Consider the following 20,200-nt stretch of genomic DNA (forward strand, 5'->3'; position numbering starts at 1 on the left):
GACATGCACACAGACGACCGTCTCGCCAGGCGCAACGCGTTCGTGCTCGCCATGGCGCAGGCGATGGGCGGCGCGTTGACGTCGATCACGATCTCGCTCGGCGGGCTCGTCGGCATCTACCTCCTCTCCGCCTCCTCGAAGCTCGCGACGCTGCCCGTCACGACGATGGTCGTCGGCACCGCGTGCGGCACGATCCCCGCAGCCATGCTGCTCGCCCGGCTCGGCCGTCGCAACGGCTTCGTCGTCGGCACGCTCGTCTCCGCGTCGGGCGGGCTCACCGCGTTCGCCGGCATCATGACCGGCTCGTTCGCGCTCTACTGCGTCGGCACCTTCCTGGGTGGCTTCGCGTTCGCCTTCGTCCAGCAGTACCGCTTTGCGGCGGCGGAGGGGGCGACCCCGGGCTTCCGGCCCAAGGCGATCTCCTACGTGCTGGCAGGCGGCATCCTCGCCGGGATCATCGGCCCGCAGACGGTGATCGCGACGCGCGACCTCTTCGCCCCCGTCGCCTACGCCGGCGCCTACCTCGCCCAGGCGGGGCTCGCACTGGTCACCATCGCGATCCTCTTCCTCTACCGCCCGGTGGGGGACGTGGAGGTCCAAAAGGTCGAGGGCGGCCGTCCCCTCACGCAGATCCTGTCCGAGCCCAAGGTCATGCTCGCCATCCTCGTCGCGGTGATCTCCTACGGCGTCATGAGCCTCATGATGACGGCCGCGCCGCTGGCGATGATCGCCTGCGGCTTCGGCACGGACGATGCCGCGCTCGGCATCCAGTGGCACGTCATCGCGATGTTCGCGCCGAGCTTCGTCACCGGCTCGCTCATCGCGCGCTACGGCGCCGAGCCCATCGCGGCGATCGGCCTCCTCCTCCTCGTCCTCGCCGGGACCACCGCGCTCTTCGGCATCACGCTCGGCCACTTCTACGTGGCGCTGGTGTTCCTCGGCCTCGGGTGGAACTTCGGCTTCATCGGCGGCACGGCGATGCTGACCGCCGCGCAGCGGCCCGAGGAGCGCGCCCGCACCCAGGGCGCCAACGAGTTCATCGTGTTCGGCTGCGTGGCGCTCGCCTCGCTGTCCTCCGGCGTGCTGTTCCAGACGGTGGGCTGGGCGTCCATCAACTGGACGCTGATGCCCCTGGTGGCGCTGCCCCTCGTGTGCCTCGCCGCGGCCGCTGCCCTGTCGAGGCAGCGCCGCGGCCGGCTTGCCTGAACGGTCCCCACCTTCTACTCCCCCCGGACCGCCCGCGGCGGATCACTGAGGCGCACGGTGCGCTGGAGGACTGAATGGACCCGATCCTGATCGTCATCGCCTGCGGGCTCGTCTCGCTCCTATACGGAGCGTGGGCGATCCGCAGCGTCATCGCCGCGCCCGCCGGCTCCGCACGCATGCAGGAGATCGCCGGCGCCATCCAGGAGGGCGCCTCGGCGTACCTCGCGCGGCAGTACCTGACCATCGCGATCGTGGGCGTCGTCATCTTCGCGCTCGTTTGGTGGCTGTTGGGGATGCTCGTGGCCGTGGGCTTCGCGGTCGGCGCCATCCTCTCGGGCACCGCTGGCTACATCGGCATGCTCGTCTCGGTGCGAGCCAACGTGCGCACCGCGCAGGCGGCGTCGGTGTCGCTGCAGGGTGGGCTCGACATCGCCTTCAAGTCGGGTGCGGTGACCGGGCTTCTTGTGGCCGGCCTCGCGCTGCTCGGCGTCGCGGTCTACTTCTATGTCCTCACCGTCATCCTCGGGAACGCGCCCACGTCGCGCACGGTGGTCGATGCCCTGGTCGCGCTCGGCTTCGGCGCCTCGCTCATCTCGATCTTCGCGCGCCTCGGCGGCGGCATCTTCACCAAGGGTGCGGACGTCGGCGGCGACCTCGTCGGCAAGGTCGAGGCCGGGATCCCCGAGGACGACCCACGCAACCCCGCCACCATCGCCGACAACGTGGGCGACAACGTCGGCGACTGCGCCGGCATGGCGGCCGACCTCTTCGAGACGTACGCCGTCACCGTGGTCGCAACGATGGTGCTCGCCGCGATCTACTTCGCCCAGTCCGAGTTCCTCGGGGCGACCATGCTCTACCCCCTCGCCATCGGCGGGGCCTGCGTGCTGACCTCCATCGTCGGCACCTTCTTCGTCAAGCTCGGCCCATCGCAGAACATCATGGGCGCGCTCTACAAGGGGTTCATCGTCACCGCGGTGCTCTCGCTCGTCGTGCTGCTGCCGGTGACCTGGCTCGTGTTCGGCTCGCTCACCGAGGCGATCACGGCCGTATCGGCCGGGGCGGGCGATCCAGCGATCGGCGACGTGGCGGCGACGGCGGAGGCGGCCGAGCTCGACCCCGTGCTGTCCTTCACCCCGCTCGACCTCTACCTCTGCGGCGTCGCCGGGCTCATCATCACCGGCCTCATCGTGTGGATCACCGAGTACTACACCGGCGTCGGCTACCGGCCGGTGCGCTCCATCAGCCAGGCGTCGGTGACCGGGCACGGCACGAACGTCATCCAGGGCCTTGCGGTGTCCCTGGAGGCGACGGCGCTGCCCGCGCTCGTCATCATCGCTGGCATCATCGTGACGTACTCGCTGGCGGGGCTCTTCGGCATCGCCATCGCGGTGACGACCATGCTGGCGCTCGCCGGCATGGTGGTCGCACTCGACGCCTTCGGCCCGGTGACGGACAACGCCGGCGGCATCGCCGAGATGGCGGACCTGCCGGAGGACGTACGCTCGACCACCGATGCGCTCGACGCCGTCGGCAACACCACGAAGGCCGTCACCAAGGGCTACGCCATCGGCTCGGCCGGCCTCGGCGCGCTGGTCCTCTTCGCGGCCTACACCGAGGACCTCAGATACTTCATCGAAAACTCGGACACCTACCCGTACTTCGCCGGGCTGACGCAGGAGACGCTGAACTTCTCGCTCGCCAACCCTTACGTGGTGGTGGGCCTGTTCTTCGGCGGCCTCCTGCCGTTCCTGTTCGGCGGCATCGCCATGACGGCGGTCGGCCGCGCCGCGGGCGCCGTCGTCGAGGAGGTGCGCCGCCAGTTCCGTGAGAAGCCGGGCATCATGGAGGGCACGGATCGCCCTGACTACCGGCGTGCTGTGGACATGCTGACCAAGGCGGCGATCCGCGAGATGATCGTGCCATCGCTGCTGCCGGTGCTGTCGCCCATCGTGGTCTACTTCACCATCTACTTCATCGCCGGCAAGGGCGAGGCGTTCGCAGCCACCGGAGCGATGCTCCTCGGCGTCATCGTGACGGGACTGTTCGTCGCGATCTCGATGACCGCGGGCGGCGGCGCCTGGGACAACGCGAAGAAGAGCTTCGAGGATGGCTTCGTGGACCGCGACGGCGTGCGCCACATGAAGGGCTCGGAGGCGCACATGGCGTCGGTGACCGGCGACACGGTGGGCGATCCCTACAAGGACACCGCCGGCCCCGCGGTGAACCCGATGATCAAGATCACCAACATCGTGGCGCTCCTGCTGCTCGCCGTCCTCGCCCACCAGGGCGTGTAGCTGGTCGGGTCGACCTCAACGAGAAGGGCCGCCCCTCAGGACGGCCCTTCCCCAGTGTCGGGAAGCCTCGCGCTGGACGCGCGCGGCCTGGTCGCCGGTCAGTCGAGCCTGATCGTGAGGCCGGTGTCCGTGCCAGCAGCGGGACGCTGGTCGCGCTCCTCGACCCGGTCCGCACGCCGCTCGGTGCGACGCTCGATCTGCGCGGCTCGCCGGTAGTCGCCCCGGTCGGCCGCACGCTCGGCCCGGTCTGCGCCACGATCCTCGATGCGCTCGCCGCGCTCCTCGCCCCGCGTCGTCTCAGGCGCGTTGCCGAACTGGACCGACACCTGCGCCTGGGCCGCAGGAACCGCGACCAGCATTGCGCCTGCGACCAGCGCGGCCGTGAGAGACTTGGTCATCTTTGAACTCCCTACCTTGCAGGTTCGCCCGGACGTCGTCGGCCGGGAACAAACTTACGAACCGGCCAACGGTAGGCTCACTGCGATGGTTCCGGATGGCTCATCCTTCGCTTGGAACGTTGCGTGCGCACGAACGCCAGGAGCGCCGGCAGGAACAGGAGGTCGGCGACCAGCGCGGCACCGAGCGTCAACGCGGTGAGCGCGCCGAAGTGCCGGTTCACCAGGAAGCCGGATAGCGCGAACGGCAGGAACGACAGGCCGAGGGCCAGCGTCGTCACCACCACCGCGACGCCGACCGTGCGCAGCGCCTCGCGGATCGCCTCGCCGGTCGGCATGAGCTCGGCGAACCTTTGGAACTTCGTCAGGATGTGGACCGTGTCGTCCACCACGATGCCGTAGGTGAGCGCCCCGACGACGGTGGCGGCGAACGACACCTCGCGCGCCGCGAACCCCCACAGCCCGAAGGCGACGGCGATGGGCAGAAGGTTCGGCATCAGGCTGATGGCACCGAGAGGGACCGAGCGCAGGGTCACGACGATGATGAAGGAGATCGCAGCGAGCGCGATCGCCATGCCGACGATCATCGACCTCGCCGAGCCGAGGGACAGCTCCGCCGACAGGACCGGCATGCCGGTGACCTCGGCACGGTCCGTCCCGAACAGTCGCTCGGCCTCGCGCTCGGCGGCGCCTGCGAAGGCGAGCGTGTCGCGTGAGGAGACGCCACGCATGACGACGTTGAAGCGCTGGAAGCGGGCGTCCTCGTCCACCAGGCGGGGCCCACCGGCCTCGGCGAGCCGTTCGCCCGCCGCGCGCAGCGCCTGCGCGTCCGGCCCGGCGCCCAGCGTGGCGAGGCTGTCCACGCGCGCCACCTCGGGTCGGGCCTCGAGCCAGCCCGTCAACGCTTGGGCCGCCGCGAAGGCGCTCGAGCCCAGCGCCTCCCCGGGTCCGCCGGCATCGACCGCGACGTCGACGATCGTCGTCCCGGAAAGCTTCTCCTCGAAGAGGTCGGTCGCGCGGCGAACCTCGTAGCGCTCGTCGAAGTAGTGCGAGAACGTGTCGTCGATGGTGATGCCACCGATGCCGACCGCGGCGAGTACGGCGACCACCGCGGTGGCACCGAGCATCAGCCTGCGCCGCCGCACGACCCAACCGCCGAGGTCGGCGAGCCATCCCTCCATCCGCGCGCGGTGCCGCGCCTCGCTCGGCGGCACCACGACGAGGAGCGCCGGCAGCAGCGTGAAGACGAGGACGAGCGTGCCCAAGAGCCCCACGGCGACGATGTTGCCGAGCTGGCGGAAGGGCGGCGCCTCGGCAAGGTTGAGCACGAGGAACGAGACCACCGTGGTGAGCACCGACAGCACCACCGGCTTGGCGTTCCGGCGATACGCGCGTGCCGTCGCCTCGATCCGCGATAACCCCTCCCGGATGCCCTCCTGCCACGCGATGGCGACGTGGATCGCGCTCGCCACCATGAGGCCCATGAGGACGGCAGGGGCCGAGCTGGAGATGCCGTTGAGCGGGACGCCGAGGAACGCGATGACGCCGACCGCTCCGCCGCTCACTGCGACCACCGTGACGAGGATCGCGAGGGTGAGCGTAAGCGAGCCGAGCGCGACGAGGACGATGGCGGCGAGGACGACCACCTGGAGCCCGGCGAAGGCGGACACGTCGTCGCGGCTCTCGCCCAGGAAGGCGTCGTCGATGACGATCCGGCCGGTCTGGATGAGCTGCAGGCCGGGAGCGTCCGCGGCCACCGCGTCGCGCAGCGCCCGGTGCGCCGCGGCGATGGCCTCGGTCCCGGCGCTGTCCGCGGGCGGGCGGACCACCGCGGCGACGACGGCGACCGAGCCGTCCGGGGCGACGAGGGCTCGCGCCTCGCCACCTGCCTCCGCGACCCCTGCAAGGCGTGCCGCGACGCGCGCCCGGTCCTCCTGCGCCATCGCGAGGAGGTCCCGTGGCGACACCCCGATATCGGAGAGCGCCGAGCGCACCGCGCGGACCTCGGGACGGTCGGCGGAGCGCTGGGCGAGCCGAGCCATCGCCGTGACTGCCTCGACCTCGAAGACGGTGCCCGACCGTGGCACCACGAGCGTGACCACCTCGGCTGTGCGGCCGAAGCGTTCCTCGATCCGGTCGAACGCCTGCCGCGCCGGTCGCTGCGGGTCGTAATACACGAGGACGTCGGGATCGTAGATGACGTCCTGCGCCGCCACCAACGTCGCGGCGATCGCGAGGCCCCAGGCCGCGAGGATGGGGAAGCGCCAGCGGTGGATCGACCGTGCGAGGGCGTCCCAGGACCAGCGACCGGACGGCTCGGCGCGCGCCACGACGCCGTCGGTCGGCTAGAGCGTCGGGTTCGCGATGCCGGTCAGCACCTGGGAGAGGAACGCGAGGTCCCTGCCGGACGTGCGCGTCTTGCGCGACAGGTAGTCGAAGACCTTGCCGTCCTTCAGCCCGTACTCGGCGATCTGGCGCACCTCGGAGTCGTCGCCGAGGTAGACGACCAGGATGCGCCGGTCGCGAACCGCGGTCTTCTGGAAGGCGAACGTGCGAGCCGAGGTCTGCGAGATGTAGTACAACGCCTCACCGTCCACGAGCCCGGTGGTGGTCGGGGTCCCCAGGGCAAGGACCGCCTGCTCGCGCGACGAGCCGATGGGCACCTGCTCCAGCTGGTCGGCGCTGATCTTCTGACCGCGTGTGAACGACTCGCCCACCGCGCAGGCCGACAGCGTGAGCGCGGCGAGCAGCGCCAGGACGACCCGCGACACCTCGAATGCGGTCCGGCCCCACCTATGTGTGGCGAGTGAGGGGTTCTGTGCCATGCTTCGCTACTTCTTCCGGAACAAAGAGGATCCCAGGGTGGGACGGATGTACGACGCGGCGGTCGCGCAGGCGCGGCTGCCGGTGTTCTACACCGATTACGGCGTCGCCGACACGCTCGACGGCCGCTTCGAGATGGTTGTCCTCCACGTCACGCCGCTGATCGACGGGCTGCGAGACGAGGGCGGCTCGCTCCTCCCGGAAGGTCAGGCGCTGTTCGACCACTTCCTATCGGACATGGACCAGAACCTTCGCACCATCGGCGTCGGTGACCTTTCGATCCCCAAGAAGATGAAGAAGGTCGGCGCCGCCTTCTACGGCCGCTTCGACGCCTATCGCCGTGCCATGGACGACGGCGATGCGCTGGCCGCGGCCTGCGCGCGCAACGTGCTCGATGCGCCGGACCGGCCGACCTCGCCCGAGGCACGGGCCCTGGCGCGGTACATGCGCGCCTTGCGCGACGCCGCCCCCGGAAAGCTCACGCCGTCGCCGCACTTCCCCGATCCGGCACGGTTCGTGCCGGATGGCGCGGCGGTGGAGGCGGAGGGGGCGGCAGCATGACGGCGCGGCTGCGTCGGCCGGTCTCCGTGCGCCGCCTCACCGGGGAGGAGGTCCACCGCATCGAGGCAAGCGAGCCCGAGCGCGCCGCGCTCGTCGAGGCGCTCGACCTCGTCGCCCTCGACGCGCTCACGGCGGACGTCGCGCTGCGTCCCTGGCGCGGGCAGGGCGTGCGCGTCACCGGCACGGTTCGCGGCGCTGTCGTGCAGTCGTGCGTCGTGACGCTGGAGCCGGTCCCAGGCACCGTTGAGGAGGAGTTCGACGTCCGCCTGCACCCGGACGCCGCCGTCGCCGTCAGCGTGGAGGTCGATCCCGACGCGCCGGACCCGCCGGAGAAGCTCACCGGCCACGAGGTGGACGTCGGCGCCATCTGCCTCGAGCACTTCGTCCTGGGGCTCGACCCGTACCCGCGCGCCCCGGGCGTCGAGTTCGAGGCCGACGAGAGCGACGGTGCCGAGGCCAAGGAGCCGTCCCCGTTCGCGGTGTTGGCGAGGCTCAAAAACGGCGGGAACCGACCTCGTGGTGGCGAGTAACATCCTTTATGGTCCCGGCCGGACGGCGGTCGGGGGCCAGCGGTTGGGGTTCGATGATTGACGGCAGCATCCGGTTGGCCATCGACGCCATGGGGGGTGACGACGGTCCGGCCATGGTGCTGCCGGGCCTTGCGGTCGCCCTGGTGCGCTGCCCGACGCTGACGTTCGAGCTGTTCGGCAACCGCGAGGTGGTCGGCCCCATCCTCGAGCGCCATCCCGAGCTCGCCGCCCGCGCGAGGCTCCACCATACGGACGTGGCCGTCCCCATGGATGCCAAGCCGAGCCAGGCGCTTCGGATGGGCCGCCGCGTTTCGTCCATGTGGCGTGCGCTGGAGTGCGTGAAGTCCGGGCGTGCGGAGGCGATGGTCTCGGCCGGCAACACCGGGGCGCTGATGGCCATGGCGCGCTTCTGCCTGCGCGGCATGGAGGGGGTGGACCGTCCGGCGCTCGCGGCCATCTGGCCCACCGTGCGCGGCGAGAGCATCGTGCTCGACGTCGGCGCCTCCATCGGTGTCGAGACGCAGAACCTCGTGACCAACGCGATCCTCGGCGCCGCCATGGCGCGCGCGGTGTTCGGGATCGAGTCGCCGAAGGTCGGACTGCTCAACATCGGGGTCGAGGAGGTCAAGGGCCTGGAGGAGGTTCGCGAGGCAGGGCAGGTCCTGCGTGATGCGAACCTGCCGACCATGCGCTACGAGGGCTTCGTCGAGGGTGACGACATCGGTCGTGGCGTGGTCGACGTGGTGGTCACCGAGGGTTTTTCCGGCAACATCGCGCTGAAGACCGCCGAGGGCACCGCCCGCCAGCTCGCCGAGTACCTGCGCATGGCCATCGGCCGCACGCTGCGGGCGCGCATCGGCTACCTGCTCGCCAAGCCTGCCTTCGCCCGCTTGCGCGACAAGATGGACCCCCGCAAGATCAACGGCGCGGTCTTCCTTGGATTGAACGGCCTTGTCATAAAGAGCCATGGCGGCACCGACGAGCTCGGCTTTGCGAGCGCTGTGGAGCTCGCCCACGACATGGTCCGCAACGAGCTGCAGCGTCGCATCGCAGCGGACGTTGCCGTGCTGACGGAGACGAAAGAGCTTGCAGACGCGGGTTGATCGACCTCTCGGCGACGGGCTCGGCGAGGCGCGCGCCTCGCAGCGGGAGCGTGCGCCGGCATCGCGCGTCGTCGGCGTGGGGTCGGCGTTGCCCGAACGGGTGCTCACCAACCACGAGCTGGCGGAGATGGTCGACACCTCCCACGAGTGGATCCACTCGCGCACCGGCATCGAGGCGCGGCGGATCGCGGCGGAGGGCGAGTTCACCTCCCACCTCGCCGAGCGGGCTGCTCGGGCCGCATTGGACCATGCCGGTCGCGAGGCGAGGGACGTCGACCTCATCGTCCTCGCCACCGCGACGCCTGACAACACCTTCCCGTCCACGGCCGTGGAGGTCCAGAGCCGTCTCGGCATCGAGCGGGGGGCGGCGTTCGACCTCCACGCGGTGTGCTCGGGCTTCGTCTACGCCCTGTCCACGGCCGACGCGCTGATCGCCCAGGGGCTCGCCGAGCGTGCGCTCGTCATCGGTGCGGAGACGTTCTCGCGCATCCTCGACTGGACCGACCGCACGACGTGCGTCCTGTTCGGCGACGGCGCCGGCGCGGTCGTGCTGGAGCGCGCAGGCGGTGCCGCCGGTGCCTCGCCCCGCGGCGTCCTCGCCTCCAGCCTCCGCTCCAACGGGACGCACAAGGACAAGCTCTACGTGGACGGCGGGCCGTCCTCGACGCAGACGGTCGGGCACCTCAGGATGCGCGGGCAGGAGGTCTTCCGGTTCGCCGTGTCCGCGACCGTGGACGTCGTCGAGACCGTGTTCGCCAAGGCCGGTGTCACCGCCGACGACGTCGCCTGGTTCGTGCCGCATCAGGCCAACAAGCGGATCATCGACGCGAGCGCCAAGAAGCTCGGCATTGCACCGGAGAAGGTGGTCCTCACCGTGCAGCATCACGGGAACACGTCGGCCGCCTCGATCCCCCTCGCGCTCGCCGAGGCCTCCTCGGACGGGCGCATTAAGGAGGGCGACCTCGTCCTCCTCGAGGCGATGGGGGGCGGCTTCACCTGGGGTGCGTCCCTGGTGCGCTGGTGATCGGCCGACGCCGTCCGGAGCGCTGTGGATCGGGCCGCGCACCCTTGCGCGAGGCGCGCCGGCGCCGTTAAATTTCGGCAATGATGCAAGGGGTCGTCCGCGCACCGCCCGTCCGCGCCGGCGGACGGCCGTCGCTCGATCGCGGAGCGAGGGGACATGACAGGGCGCACCATCACACGAGCCGATCTCGCCAACGCCATCTGCGCCCGGGCCAACGTGTCCCGCGCCGAGGCCGCCGACCTCATCGATCAGATCATCGAGGAGATCGTGTCAGCGCTCGAGCGCGGCGAGCCGGTCCGCATGTCCTCGTTCGGCGTGTTCGAGGTGCGCCGCAAGAAGGAGCGGGTCGGGCGCAACCCGAAGACCGGAGAGGAGGTGCCCATCGAGTCCCGCTCCGTGGTCACCTTCCGTCCGAGCGACGTCTTGAAGCGCATCATCAACGAGCCGCCGTGTAACGGTCGCTGACCCGGCGACGAGGCACGTCCGGTGCCATCGGAGACGGTCCTGCCCCCCGGATCGGACATGCCCACGTCGGCACCCGCCGGGCGGACGACGATCTCGGCGGCGCAGCTGTCGCAGCTCCTCGGCGTGCCGGCCTCGGTGTTCGCCTACCTCGAGGCGCGTGTGCCGGGCGTCCGCGGCCTCACGCACGGGCGCGAGCGCGCCTACAGGGCGGACGATGCGGTGCTGCTCGCCGGCCTCGTCGAGCTGTTGTACGAGCAGGGCGAGCCGCTGCGCGAGGTGAGCCGGCGCCTCGCGGCCGGCGAGCGCGACGCCATCGAGCGTGAGGGGCGTCGCCGGCTGCACGGCATCGTCCCGAAAGGCCCGGGGAGCGCGGCCTCGCGGCCGATCCCGCCCGACGCCCTCGTCCACCATCGCACGGGGGGACCAGCGTCCGCCGTCCGCTCGACGTTCGGCGCCGACTCCGAGGATGTGCGCGAGATCCTGTCCGAGCTCATCGCCTGCGTGCGCCGCCTGGACGGGGCACGCTGACGGGCAGCCAGCGCGGCTACACGGTCATCGAGGTGCCACGGTAGATCCGCGCGCGGTATCGCGAGTCCTGGGCGTCCGGCAGCGGCGCACCGACCAACATCACCGCACGCACGAAGCGTCGCAGCTCCTCCTGCTGCTCGGCCTCGTCGCGCGGCTCCTCCGAGCGCACGCGTCGCGTCAGGTTGATCTGGTTCGTCGGCACGTCGTGGACGAGCCGCTCGTTCTCCACCGCGAGCGTCGCGGTGAAGGCGTGCAGCGTCGTCTTCAGAAAGTTGGCGAGGGCGAAGGCGTGGCCCTTGGTCCCCTGCGGCACGTCCGGCGAGACGAGGACGAGCTGGCAGCCGTCGTAGAGCGAGGCCTTTCGGGCCACACGGAAGTGCTGCGTCAGGTTCTCCTCCACGAGCCGGCCGAAGTCCTCCGCCGACAGCCCCCCTTCGGGCTCGAGCAGGTGATCCGGCAGCGCCTCGTTCGGCATCGACACCACGGTGGTCGGCCGTCCGTAGCGCGCCAGCACGTCGTCCATCGTCGCCTCGATGGCGGCGCCGGTTGTCACCACGTGGACGGCCTCGCCACCGAGGTCGCCGATCGCCTTCGCGACCGCGGTGCCACCCCGCTCGGTGCGCACCAACAAGACGACGTGGGCGACGCCGAGGTCGGCGACGAGGTGGCGCACCGTGGCGACGACGTAGTCCGACAGGTGCTCCCCGCCGACGATCCACACGGTGCGCCCGCGCATCGCGGCGAGCCGCTCGGGTTTGGGGCTGCCGAACATCTCGCGCTCGGTGGTCGAACGCTCCACCCTGAGGCCGCCCGAGGGCATGAAGGTCTCGCCGCTCACCGCACGGTCCGCGAGGAAGAAGACGGTGGCCTGCGCGACCTCCGCCTCGGTGGGCATGCGGCCGAGGTGGAGCTGGGAGAGGACGCCCTGGCCCACCTTGTCCGCCTCCTCGCCGATCACCTCCTGGGGCAGGAACGGCACGTCGTCGGGCGGCGCGATGGCGAGCCAGCCGCCGCCCTCGTTCTCGGTCTCACCGCGGGTCTGCCAGCGCGGCGCCTCGAGGAGGTGGCCGCCGTGCTTCAGGCGCTCGAGGAGGCGCGCGGCGAGCTCGGGGGTGAGCACGAACCTGTCCCAGGTGCACACGCCGTCGCCCTGGCGCGCGCACTGGAGCGCGAGCTCGCGAAGCTCCCGCGGCGCCAGCGCGTCGTGGGACAGCGCGCCCGTGATGTTGCGCGACAGGCGGGAGAGGACGACATCGACCTCCGCGCCGCCGCGAACCGCGGCGATCACCGCCGCGTACACCGCATTCAGCCGCTTGTTCTGCAGGATGAGCCTCGCCCGGCGCACGAACAGCCCCGGTCGCCCGTCGGTGCCTGCGAGCCGGTCGCCGGCCACCGGGCCGGGCGCGATGGCGTTGAACTGCACCTCCGGGCCGAGCGCGCTGGAGAAGCTCTCCACCATCGCGCGCTGTCCCGCCTTCGACACCGCGTAGTCGGCACGGTTCGGGTAGGCGACGGCGAGGAACTTCTCGCCGCCGAAGTAGGACGACACGTTGAGCACGTAGCCGCTGCCCTGCGCCTTCATCCGCGGGACGACCTCGCGCATGAGGACGTAGTTCGAGACGAGGTTGGCGTTCAGCGTGTGGCGCCAGGCGTCGGGGTCCATGTCGACGACCATCTCCTCGGCGCCGGCGACCCCGGCGTTGTTGATGAGGTAGTCGATGCGGCCGAACGCCTCGAGCGTGGCGTCGACCGCGCGGCGCAGCGCCGCGAAGTCGCTGACGTCGACGTTCGCCAGCGTCCTCACCCGCCGCTCGACGCCGGAGAACCCGACGTCCTGCAGCTCGCCGACGATGCGCTCGCGCGCCGCGTCGAGCTCCGCCTCGCGCCGTGCGACCATCATGACCTTGGCGCCGGCGAGGGCGAGGAGGCGGGCGATCTGCCCGCCGATGCCCGCCGAGCCGCCGGTGATGAGGGCCACCTTGCCGAGGTGCAGGCCGGTGATGTTCTCCGCCGCGCCGACCATCGCGCGTCGCGCCCCGGTCTCCACCGCGATGTCGGCCGGCAGGCGCAGGTCGATCTCCGCGATGCGCTGCTCGTTGAACACCAGACGCGTCGCGTGGCCCGCGGCGAACCAGCCGCTCTCCTCCTCGGCGTTGGTGTAGCGGATGATCTGGTTCGCCCACACGGGCCGCTCGACGCGCCCGGCGTTGGCCGCGACGCGGGACTCATCCCGCCAGATCTGCAGGAGCTGCGTGACGCCTGCGGCGAGCACCTCGTTGAAGGTGTCGCCCGACCCGTCGCTCGGGTTGCTCATGAAGACCGCGCACGGCGACTGCAGCAGGTCCTCGCGCCGTGACCAGTAGCGGTTGAGCGTGCGCGCAAGGGCGACCGCGCCGACCATCTCCACGGCGAGGAACTCGTTGACCGTCGCGTCGTCCGCCTCCGAGAGCTGCCCGCTGTAGTGCCCGGACCCCTTCACCGGGAAGACGACGGCGCCGGTCAGCGGTCCGTGCGTAGCGCTGTATCCATCCAGCACCGCCTCCATCGTCTCCGGCTCGCCGCGGTTGAACCGCGCCACGGTGAGCGCGTCGCCGATGCCCTGGGCGCGGGTGCGCGCCTCGACCTGGGCGACATCCGCCTGCCGGGCGAGGCCGAGCAGGACCTTCGCCCCGTAGTCGAGCTGCATCTTCGCGGTGGCGAGCGCGTCCTCCCACGCCTCGCCGGCGGCGATGAAGATCCGCAGCCCCATGCCATCGAGCTTTCGCATGCTCGGCCGCTCGACGAAGGTCGACCGGGACTCCTTGCGCACGTCCATCCCGTGGGTGACGTCGATCTCCACGCCGCTCAGCGCCGCCGACTCGTCGCTCGCAAGGAACAGGCAGGCGCCGGCGATGTCCCGGGGCGTTGGCAGCGAGCGGGCCTTCGGCTTGCCGTCGATGATGCGCTTCAGCGCCATGCGGCCCATGAAGTAGTCCGCGGTCTGCCCCTCGGTGTTGCCCTGCACGGCGTCCATCGCCGCGAACACGGTGCGAATGCGTTCGCTCTCGATGGGCCCCGGGAAGACGGTGTTGACGCGGATGCCGCGCGGCCCGAGCTCACGGGCGAGGCGCCGCGACAGGGCGTTCAGCGCCGCCTTCGGCATCACGTAGGCGCTGCGGCCGAAGTAGCGCGTGTGGGAGAAGATCGTAGAGATGTTCACCATCGAGCCGCCGACCGGCATGATGGGCGCCGCGATCCTTGCAAGGTTCCACGTCACGCCAAGGAGGTTGCGCATGGCATCGGCGACGCTCTCGGTCTCGCCGATGGCCTCCATCTCCTCCTGGGTGAGCGGCACGTCGTCGAGGGGACGCTTGGGCCCTGCCGAGCCGGCGTTGTTGATGAGGACGTCGATGCGCCCGTAGATCGACTTCACCTCGGCGAGCGCGGTGCGTACCGAGGACGGGTCGCCGCCATCGAGGATCGCCGTCACCACGCGGTCCGCGGGGGTGCGCGTCTCCGCGACGAGGCGGTCGCGTGCGCCCTCCACGCGCTCACGGGTGCGTCCGGTCATGACGAGGAAGGCGCCCTCGCGCACCACCGTGCGGCAGATCTCGGTGCCGAGGTTGCCGGCGGCGCCGGTGACGACGACGGTCTTGCCCGCGAGGCGCCCCTTCGGTGCGGCGACCGCGCGCTCTTCGATGAGGGCGTCTGAGCTCGGTGGGGTCATCCTACGGTCCTCGTGGCGCGGGGGATCAGGCGCTGGCCAGTGACGCCCAGGTTTCAAGCAGCTCGTCCCGGCTGCGCAGCCCCATCGCCGGCAACGCATGGTTTACGACGTAGGTCGCACCGGCGTGGGTGTTGTCCCACATCGCCTGGTGCGCCTTGGGCAGGTCCTCCCAGGGCACCACCGTGGGTTCGGTGACGTCGAGGAGCCCCGCGGCGATCATGCGGTTCATCACCGTGACCTCGTGGGCGTTGCACAGGTGGGTCCCCAGGATGCTCGCCGTCGGCATCAGGATGCGGCGCTGGCGCGTCCACACCTGCGGCGCGTAGAACGTGTAGCGCCGCCCGCCGACGTCCTCGGCGTAGACCACGCGACCGCCGAACGGCTTCACGAGGGAGGTGGAGACGCCGAGCGTGTCCGTCGCCGCGCGCTCCATGACGACGTCGGGCACGCCGCGCGGGTTGCCCGGCGAGCGCAGCAGGCGGCCGACCGCGTTGCCGAAGGGCTTGAGCGTGTTCTGCTGGTAGTCCCGCACGCCCTTCTTGAACGCCTCGATGTCCTCGCGCGCGTCGGGCAGGCGAGGGAGGGTCAGCGGCCAGCGGAACGCGCCGTCGCGGCGGTGGAGCCCCTCGAGGCTGACGATGCCCTCCACCGCCTCCTCGAGGCCGAGGGATTGCAGGAACTCACGCTGCCCATCGCTCGACGTGACGACGACGGTCCGCGCCTTGGCGAGCCGTGCGGCCTCGATCATCTCGAGCCCGGCCGGATCGGCGAGCTCGCGCGTGCCGGGCCCGTAGTACAGGAGGACCGACTCTCCCCCCGTCAGCCCGGCGCGCTCCAGCATCTCCTGGGGCTTCGCGCTGCCAGGCTTGCCCATGAAGGAGAAGTGGTAGCCCGACGAGGCGCCGTAGAACGCGAGCCTGCCACCCTCGGCGAGGAGCTGGAAGCTGCGCGGGAACGCGCGCTCGCCGGCGTGGCTGACCACGAAGTCGGCGAGGCGGCCGTCGTTCAGCGCGCGATAGCGCTCCAGGATCGGCTCCCCCTCGCGCTCCCAGGCCGCCGCCTCCTCGGGATTCTCGGGCACCGGCCGGAACGCATCGGCGATGGCCGGCTCTCGGCGGTCGATGGCGCCGACGGCCCCTTGAGCACCAACGAACTCGGCCCGCTCCCGGGACGACACGAGGCCGGTCACCGAGAGTCCGGTGCGCACGCCGCTCTTCAGCGCGTCGAGGCCCGTCCCGGTCGCCGAGCCCTCCACGAACATCGTCTTGCCGGGGGTGATCCCGAGCGTGGTGAACAAGCACCGCGTCACGGTGCCAAGGTTGAGCGTGTAGCTGCCGGCCTGCTCCAAGGTGAGGTCGGCGGGCGGCTTGTGGAGCTGCGGCCCCTGCACCAGGAGGAACTGCGCGTGGCTGCCGGTCTTCGTCTCGTACCCCTGGATGGCGAAGCCGGCGTACATCGGGTCGTCCCCGGCGGACGGCGACAAGAGGTCTGTGGTGCCGGAGTACACCGCCACCATGTCACCAACCTTGAGACGCCCCTCCGCCTTCACCTCGCTGCCGAGCGCGGCGACGAGCGCGAGGCCGCCCGAGCCCGTCACCTGGACGTCCTCGTCGTGGGAATCGAAGGGCGAGACGGGGATGCCGGTGAGCGCCCAGTTGTCGTTGAAGTTGACCTCCGAGGTCAGCAGGTAGACGAGCGCCTCGTTGGGCTCCGGTCGGCGAACCGGGACGATGAGCTCGCGTTCGCTGGTCTCGGGGGGGCCGAGCCGCGGGGCACCGGTCGCGGGATCGCGCGCCACGCCGAACGCGAGCTGCGCCGGGGGGATGGGCGTCACCCCCGGATAGAACGGCGCGCCGAGGGGCAAGAGATCGCCGGCCTCGATGCGTCGCGCCTTCTCCGCCTCGTGGGCGTCGTACTCCCAGATGCCGTCGCGGCGCACGGGGAGGGGCGGGCTCTGCCGGTCCATGAACTGTTGGATGCCGGTCTTGCCGCCGTCCGGGTCGATGATCGCCTCGGCGAAGCGCTCCGCCTCCACCGCGAGGCCGGCCGTCATCCCCTCGCGCCAGCCGGTCCGCACGGCCTCGAGCGCGCGCTCTCCCGCCCGGTCGCGCCCTGCCCACGCGAGCTGCCGCAGGGTGCGCTGCAGGACGTCGTCGGCGAGGACCGCGTCGAGGTCGATGCCGGACGGGCCGTCCCAGCGCCGCGTCATCGCGCGCCGCTCGGCGAACGCTTGGCCCAGCGCGCTCGCCTCGCCATCGGCCACGTAGTCCCGCACCGCGGCGTGCGCGAGGGACAGGACGTCCTCCGATCCCCGCGCCAGCGCGTCCACCGCGCCGATCGCCTCGGCGCGCGCTGCGTCGATGGCGCGCCCTCCCAGGATGAGGTCGAGCGCGTCGCGCAGCCCGCGCTCGCCGTGCCGTTCGGCGAGGAGCCGAGGCAGGCGCTGCGTGCCGCCATAGCCTGGCAGCAGGCGAAGGTTGATCTCGGGCTGGCCGAAGCGCGCGGTCGGCTCGGCGACGCGGTAGTGGCAGGCGAGGGCGAACTCCATGCCCCCGCCGAGGCACACGCCCTGGATCGCCGCGACGCAGGGCTTCCCCATCGCCTCGATCTTGCGGAAGGCGAGCTGGGCGTTGTTCGGCAGCACCTTCGCCTCGCCGACGGTGTTCACCTCCTCAAGCATCTGGCGGATGTCGGCGCCGGCCACGAACGAGGCGCTGCCGGCGCCGGTGAACACCACCGCCGCCACATCCGCCTTGCGCGACAGGTGATCGACGACGGTGACGAGCTCGTCGATGGCGCGCTCGTTGAGCGCGTTCACCGGCGGGTTTGACACCGTGACGGTGGCGACGCGCTGGCCAGGCGCCACGGTGTTGTACTGAATCAGGAAGTAGCGGTAGCGCTCGAACAGCGCCTGCTCGTCCGACAGCGTCTGGCGGCGTCGCCATGCCCCGACCACCTCTGCGAGCTCGTCGAGGCTTTCCGGGTTGCGCAGGGTCGAGGCATCGCCCGTCGCCGAGCCCTCGACGACGCCGCGCACCATCCGCCGCATGTACTTGCCGGACCGCGTCTCGGGGAACTGGCTGACCTCCAGGAAGTCCGACGGGACGGCGACGGCGCCCTTCTCCGTCCGGACGAGGTCGGTGAGGCGGCGTCGGTCGTCCTGGGTCAGCCTGCGTCCCGCGACTGGGGTCACGAAGGCGATGGGCGTAACGCCCTTCTCCCGGTGCGGCGCGCCGACCACGAGGACGTTGCCGACGGGCGAGTCGGGGTCGAGCGCCTTGTCGCGCAGGATCGCGCCCTCGATCTCCTCCGTGCCGATGCGGTGGCCGGACACGTTGATCACGTCGTCGGAGCGCCCGTGCAGGGAGAACGAGCCATCCTCGTGGGCGATGGCGAAGTCGCCCTGGGTGTAGGCCCACGCGCCGCGCCAGCGCCGCCAGTAGGTGTCGGCGTAGCGCTCGTGGTCGCCCTTCCAGCCAGGCGCGATGTGGGCAGCGGCGCCGTTGCTGCGCACGGTAAAGTTCGGCGCGTCGCCCCAGATGGTGCGCGTCAGGTACGGGTAGGGGAGCGCGACGACGATCTCGCCCTTCTCGCCGCGCTCGGCGGGGCGCCACGGTGCGCCGCCCTCGTTCTCCGACCGCCGCAGCTTGGCCGCGCCATCGGGCGCTGGGGCCTCGGCATCCTCCACCCAGACATCTCCGACCACCCAGGGCAGGGGATAGGTGTGCGCGTCCGCCCGCAGCGGGAAGTCGTCGTTGCCGTAGAAGTGCGTCCAGGCGATCCCGCCGTGCTCGGTCGCCCAGTAGCTGTTGATGTACCAGGACGTGACGTTCTCCATGGCGAACGCCTGGACCGCCGGCGAGGTCGGCTCGGCGCAGAACGTCGCCACGCGAAGCGAGGACATGTCGTAGTTCTTGATGTCGGCGAGGTTCTCCGGGTCCTGCATCACCGACTTCAGGAAGGTCACGCCCGCCTTGAAGATCGAGACGCCGTAGCGCTCGATGATGGACGCAAAGCGCCCGGCGTGGGGGAAGACCGGCGAGCCCTCCGCGATCACCGTCGTCACGCGCGTGAGGAGCGCGGCGGCGATGAGGTAGCTCTGTCCGGTGATCCAGCCAGGGTCGGCGACGACGTACATGACGTCGCCGGGCCTCGCGTCGAAGGAGACCGGCATGGTCGCGGCGACGCCCGCGCAGTACCCGCCGTGGACGTGGACCACGCCCTTGGGCTTCCCCGTCGAGCCGGACGTGTAGATGATGAAGTTCGGGTACTCCGCGTCCACCGGCAGGGGCGGGCAGGCGGCCCAGACGGCGCGGACGAGGTCGTCGTCCGGCAGGGCGAGGAGCGCCGCCTCGTCGGCGACGTCGAAGCCGGCCTCGCGCGCTGCCGCGAGCAGCGCCTCGCAGGCGCGGTCGGTGAGCTCGTGGCTCCAGTGGTCACGGGAGGGGTTCCAGGGGAGGTCGGGCTGCCCGGTGTGCCTCACCACGACGACCGCATCGACGCGCGGTGGCGAGGCGACGAGGCGTTCGGCGACGGCGATGCGCACCGTGGCCGCGGCCTCCGGCGTCATCGCCCGGTCCTGGCCAAGCTCGGACAGCGCGCGTCCGACGCCACGCATGACGTCGGAGCGCTCCACCGTCACCTCGCCGGTCAGGAGCTCGGCGACGGTGCGGGCGATCTGCTCGGCCTGCTCCTGCGGCACTTCGAGGCTGGGCTCCGCGAGCGCCTCCTTCAAGAGGCGCATCGCGACCTCGACGGGCACGAAGTTGTCGAGCGCGGGGTCCGTGTAGCTCGGCTTGAATGCGACGAGCTGGGCGTTGCGGTAGCTGCCGTCCGTGGTGACGACGACCCTCGCGCCGGCGTCGGTGATGCGGTCCGACAGCGTCTTGTCGCTGAAGCCCCCGAACACCGGCGTGTAGATGATGCCAGCTCGCTTGGCACCCTCGGTCCAGAAGATCTGCGCCGGGATGCTCGGCATGTTCAGCGCGATGCGCTCGCCCGGCTCGAGGCCGAGCGCCCGCAGCGCCAGCGCGCACTTGGCGCTCTCCACCAGGAGGTGGCGACGGCTGACGCTGTAGGCGTCGATGGGCCCGCCGCGCCCCGCGTTGTCGGACATGTTCCAGCGGTCGCCCTCGAAGATGAGCGCCGCCTCCTCGCCGTGACCTGCAAGGACGTGGCGATCGACCTCGTTGAACGCCGCGTTGGTGAGGCCGCCCTCGAACCAGGCGAAGTGCGGGGGATCGTCGGCGTTGAACGCGCGGTGCCAAGGGTCGTGATCGGCAGGCAGGTCGAGCGTCACGGGCTCGAGGGTCGCCGCATCCCACCCGGTCCAGCCTCGCTCGTCGTCAAGGCTCGCCCAGACGCCTGCCTTGCCCTCGTCGGGCAGGAACCATGCGATCTCGCGCTTGGCGAGGGCGCCGTGAAAAGCTCCCGGGTCATCGAGGCAGGCGGCGCGCATGCGCTCCCAGGCCGCGCGATCGACGACTGGGTTGCGGGCAGGCGTCGGTAGGCTCGGTGGGATCACACGGTCGCTCCGCGCTGCGCGAGGACCGCGAGCCTACC

At 71.1% G+C, this 20,200-nt stretch carries 13 protein-coding genes; 8 read left to right on the forward strand and 5 right to left on the reverse strand.

Annotated features, from left to right (window positions below; translation table 11 throughout):
- Window positions 1–3: 3 nt before the first annotated feature.
- Complete coding sequence (locus ACOOE8_RS14440) at window positions 4–1,206, forward strand: MFS transporter (RefSeq protein ID WP_420392131.1); 1,203 nt, start codon at window positions 4–6, stop codon at window positions 1,204–1,206.
- Between the two features lie 74 nt (window positions 1,207–1,280).
- Complete coding sequence (locus ACOOE8_RS14445; protein ID WP_420392132.1) at window positions 1,281–3,503, forward strand: sodium-translocating pyrophosphatase; 2,223 nt, start codon at window positions 1,281–1,283, stop codon at window positions 3,501–3,503.
- Window positions 3,504–3,601: 98 nt separating this feature from the next.
- Here ACOOE8_RS14445 and ACOOE8_RS14450 read toward each other — a convergent pair whose 3' ends face one another.
- From ACOOE8_RS14450 to ACOOE8_RS14460, 3 genes are all read right to left on the reverse strand, one after another.
- On the reverse strand, window positions 3,602–3,901 hold the full coding sequence (locus ACOOE8_RS14450) for a hypothetical protein (protein ID WP_420392133.1): 300 nt from the start codon (window positions 3,899–3,901) through the stop codon (window positions 3,602–3,604).
- A 77-nt stretch (window positions 3,902–3,978) separates the two neighbouring features.
- Window positions 3,979–6,228: an efflux RND transporter permease subunit gene (locus tag ACOOE8_RS14455; protein ID WP_420392134.1), complete on the reverse strand. Its 2,250-nt coding sequence runs from the start codon at window positions 6,226–6,228 to the stop codon at window positions 3,979–3,981.
- A gap of 15 nt (window positions 6,229–6,243) precedes the next feature.
- Window positions 6,244–6,723 carry an outer membrane protein assembly factor BamE gene (locus ACOOE8_RS14460; protein ID WP_420392135.1) on the reverse strand — a complete coding sequence of 160 codons (480 nt, stop codon included), beginning with the start codon at window positions 6,721–6,723 and terminating at the stop codon, window positions 6,244–6,246.
- A 46-nt stretch (window positions 6,724–6,769) separates the two neighbouring features.
- On the opposite strand from ACOOE8_RS14460, the gene ACOOE8_RS14465 reads away from it, so the two are divergent.
- The 6 genes from ACOOE8_RS14465 (at window position 6,770) to ACOOE8_RS14490 (ending at window position 10,932) form a co-directional block, all read left to right on the forward strand.
- Window positions 6,770–7,282, forward strand: coding sequence for a ubiquinol-cytochrome C chaperone family protein (locus ACOOE8_RS14465; RefSeq protein ID WP_420392136.1), 513 nt, complete (start codon window positions 6,770–6,772; stop codon window positions 7,280–7,282).
- Window positions 7,279–7,812, forward strand: coding sequence for a YceD family protein (locus ACOOE8_RS14470; RefSeq protein WP_420392137.1), 534 nt, complete (start codon window positions 7,279–7,281; stop codon window positions 7,810–7,812). The genes ACOOE8_RS14465 and ACOOE8_RS14470 overlap by 4 nt, the downstream gene beginning before the upstream one ends.
- 53 nt (window positions 7,813–7,865) lie before the next feature.
- Window positions 7,866–8,915, forward strand: a complete 1,050-nt coding sequence (gene plsX / locus ACOOE8_RS14475) for a phosphate acyltransferase PlsX (protein ID WP_420392138.1) — start codon at window positions 7,866–7,868, stop codon at window positions 8,913–8,915.
- A 76-nt stretch (window positions 8,916–8,991) separates the two neighbouring features.
- Complete coding sequence (locus ACOOE8_RS14480) at window positions 8,992–9,939, forward strand: beta-ketoacyl-ACP synthase III (RefSeq protein WP_420394720.1); 948 nt, start codon at window positions 8,992–8,994, stop codon at window positions 9,937–9,939.
- Between the two features lie 156 nt (window positions 9,940–10,095).
- Complete coding sequence (locus ACOOE8_RS14485) at window positions 10,096–10,404, forward strand: integration host factor subunit alpha (RefSeq protein ID WP_420392139.1); 309 nt, start codon at window positions 10,096–10,098, stop codon at window positions 10,402–10,404.
- Window positions 10,405–10,461: 57 nt separating this feature from the next.
- Window positions 10,462–10,932: a hypothetical protein gene (locus ACOOE8_RS14490; RefSeq protein WP_420392140.1), complete on the forward strand. Its 471-nt coding sequence runs from the start codon at window positions 10,462–10,464 to the stop codon at window positions 10,930–10,932.
- Window positions 10,933–10,948: 16 nt separating this feature from the next.
- On the opposite strand, the gene ACOOE8_RS14495 is transcribed toward ACOOE8_RS14490, so the two are convergent.
- Together ACOOE8_RS14495 and ACOOE8_RS14500 are read right to left on the reverse strand one after the other, a co-directional pair.
- On the reverse strand, window positions 10,949–14,638 hold the full coding sequence (locus tag ACOOE8_RS14495; protein ID WP_420392141.1) for an SDR family NAD(P)-dependent oxidoreductase: 3,690 nt from the start codon (window positions 14,636–14,638) through the stop codon (window positions 10,949–10,951).
- Window positions 14,639–14,663: 25 nt separating this feature from the next.
- Entirely contained in the window at window positions 14,664–20,096 is a 5,433-nt protein-coding gene (locus ACOOE8_RS14500) for an AMP-binding protein (RefSeq protein WP_420392142.1), read from the reverse strand.
- Between the last annotated feature and the right edge of the window lie 104 nt (window positions 20,097–20,200).

This window comes from Acuticoccus sp. (assembly GCF_965213555.1).
In the GTDB taxonomy this organism is placed as follows: Bacteria; Pseudomonadota; Alphaproteobacteria; order Rhizobiales; family Amorphaceae; genus Acuticoccus.

Coding starts and splice junctions, on each gene's coding strand:
- ACOOE8_RS14440 (WP_420392131.1), top strand. CDS start 4: ATGCACACAGACGACCGTCTCGCCAGGCGCAACGCGTTCGTGCTCGCC.
- ACOOE8_RS14445 (WP_420392132.1), top strand. CDS start 1,281: ATGGACCCGATCCTGATCGTCATCGCCTGCGGGCTCGTCTCGCTCCTA.
- ACOOE8_RS14450 (WP_420392133.1), bottom strand. CDS start 3,901: ATGACCAAGTCTCTCACGGCCGCGCTGGTCGCAGGCGCAATGCTGGTC.
- ACOOE8_RS14460 (WP_420392135.1), bottom strand. CDS start 6,723: ATGGCACAGAACCCCTCACTCGCCACACATAGGTGGGGCCGGACCGCA.
- ACOOE8_RS14465 (WP_420392136.1), top strand. CDS start 6,770: ATGTACGACGCGGCGGTCGCGCAGGCGCGGCTGCCGGTGTTCTACACC.
- ACOOE8_RS14470 (WP_420392137.1), top strand. CDS start 7,279: ATGACGGCGCGGCTGCGTCGGCCGGTCTCCGTGCGCCGCCTCACCGGG.
- plsX (WP_420392138.1), top strand. CDS start 7,866: ATGATTGACGGCAGCATCCGGTTGGCCATCGACGCCATGGGGGGTGAC.
- ACOOE8_RS14485 (WP_420392139.1), top strand. CDS start 10,096: ATGACAGGGCGCACCATCACACGAGCCGATCTCGCCAACGCCATCTGC.
- ACOOE8_RS14490 (WP_420392140.1), top strand. CDS start 10,462: ATGCCCACGTCGGCACCCGCCGGGCGGACGACGATCTCGGCGGCGCAG.
- ACOOE8_RS14495 (WP_420392141.1), bottom strand. CDS start 14,638: ATGACCCCACCGAGCTCAGACGCCCTCATCGAAGAGCGCGCGGTCGCC.
- ACOOE8_RS14500 (WP_420392142.1), bottom strand. CDS start 20,096: ATGCGCGCCGCCTGCCTCGATGACCCGGGAGCTTTTCACGGCGCCCTC.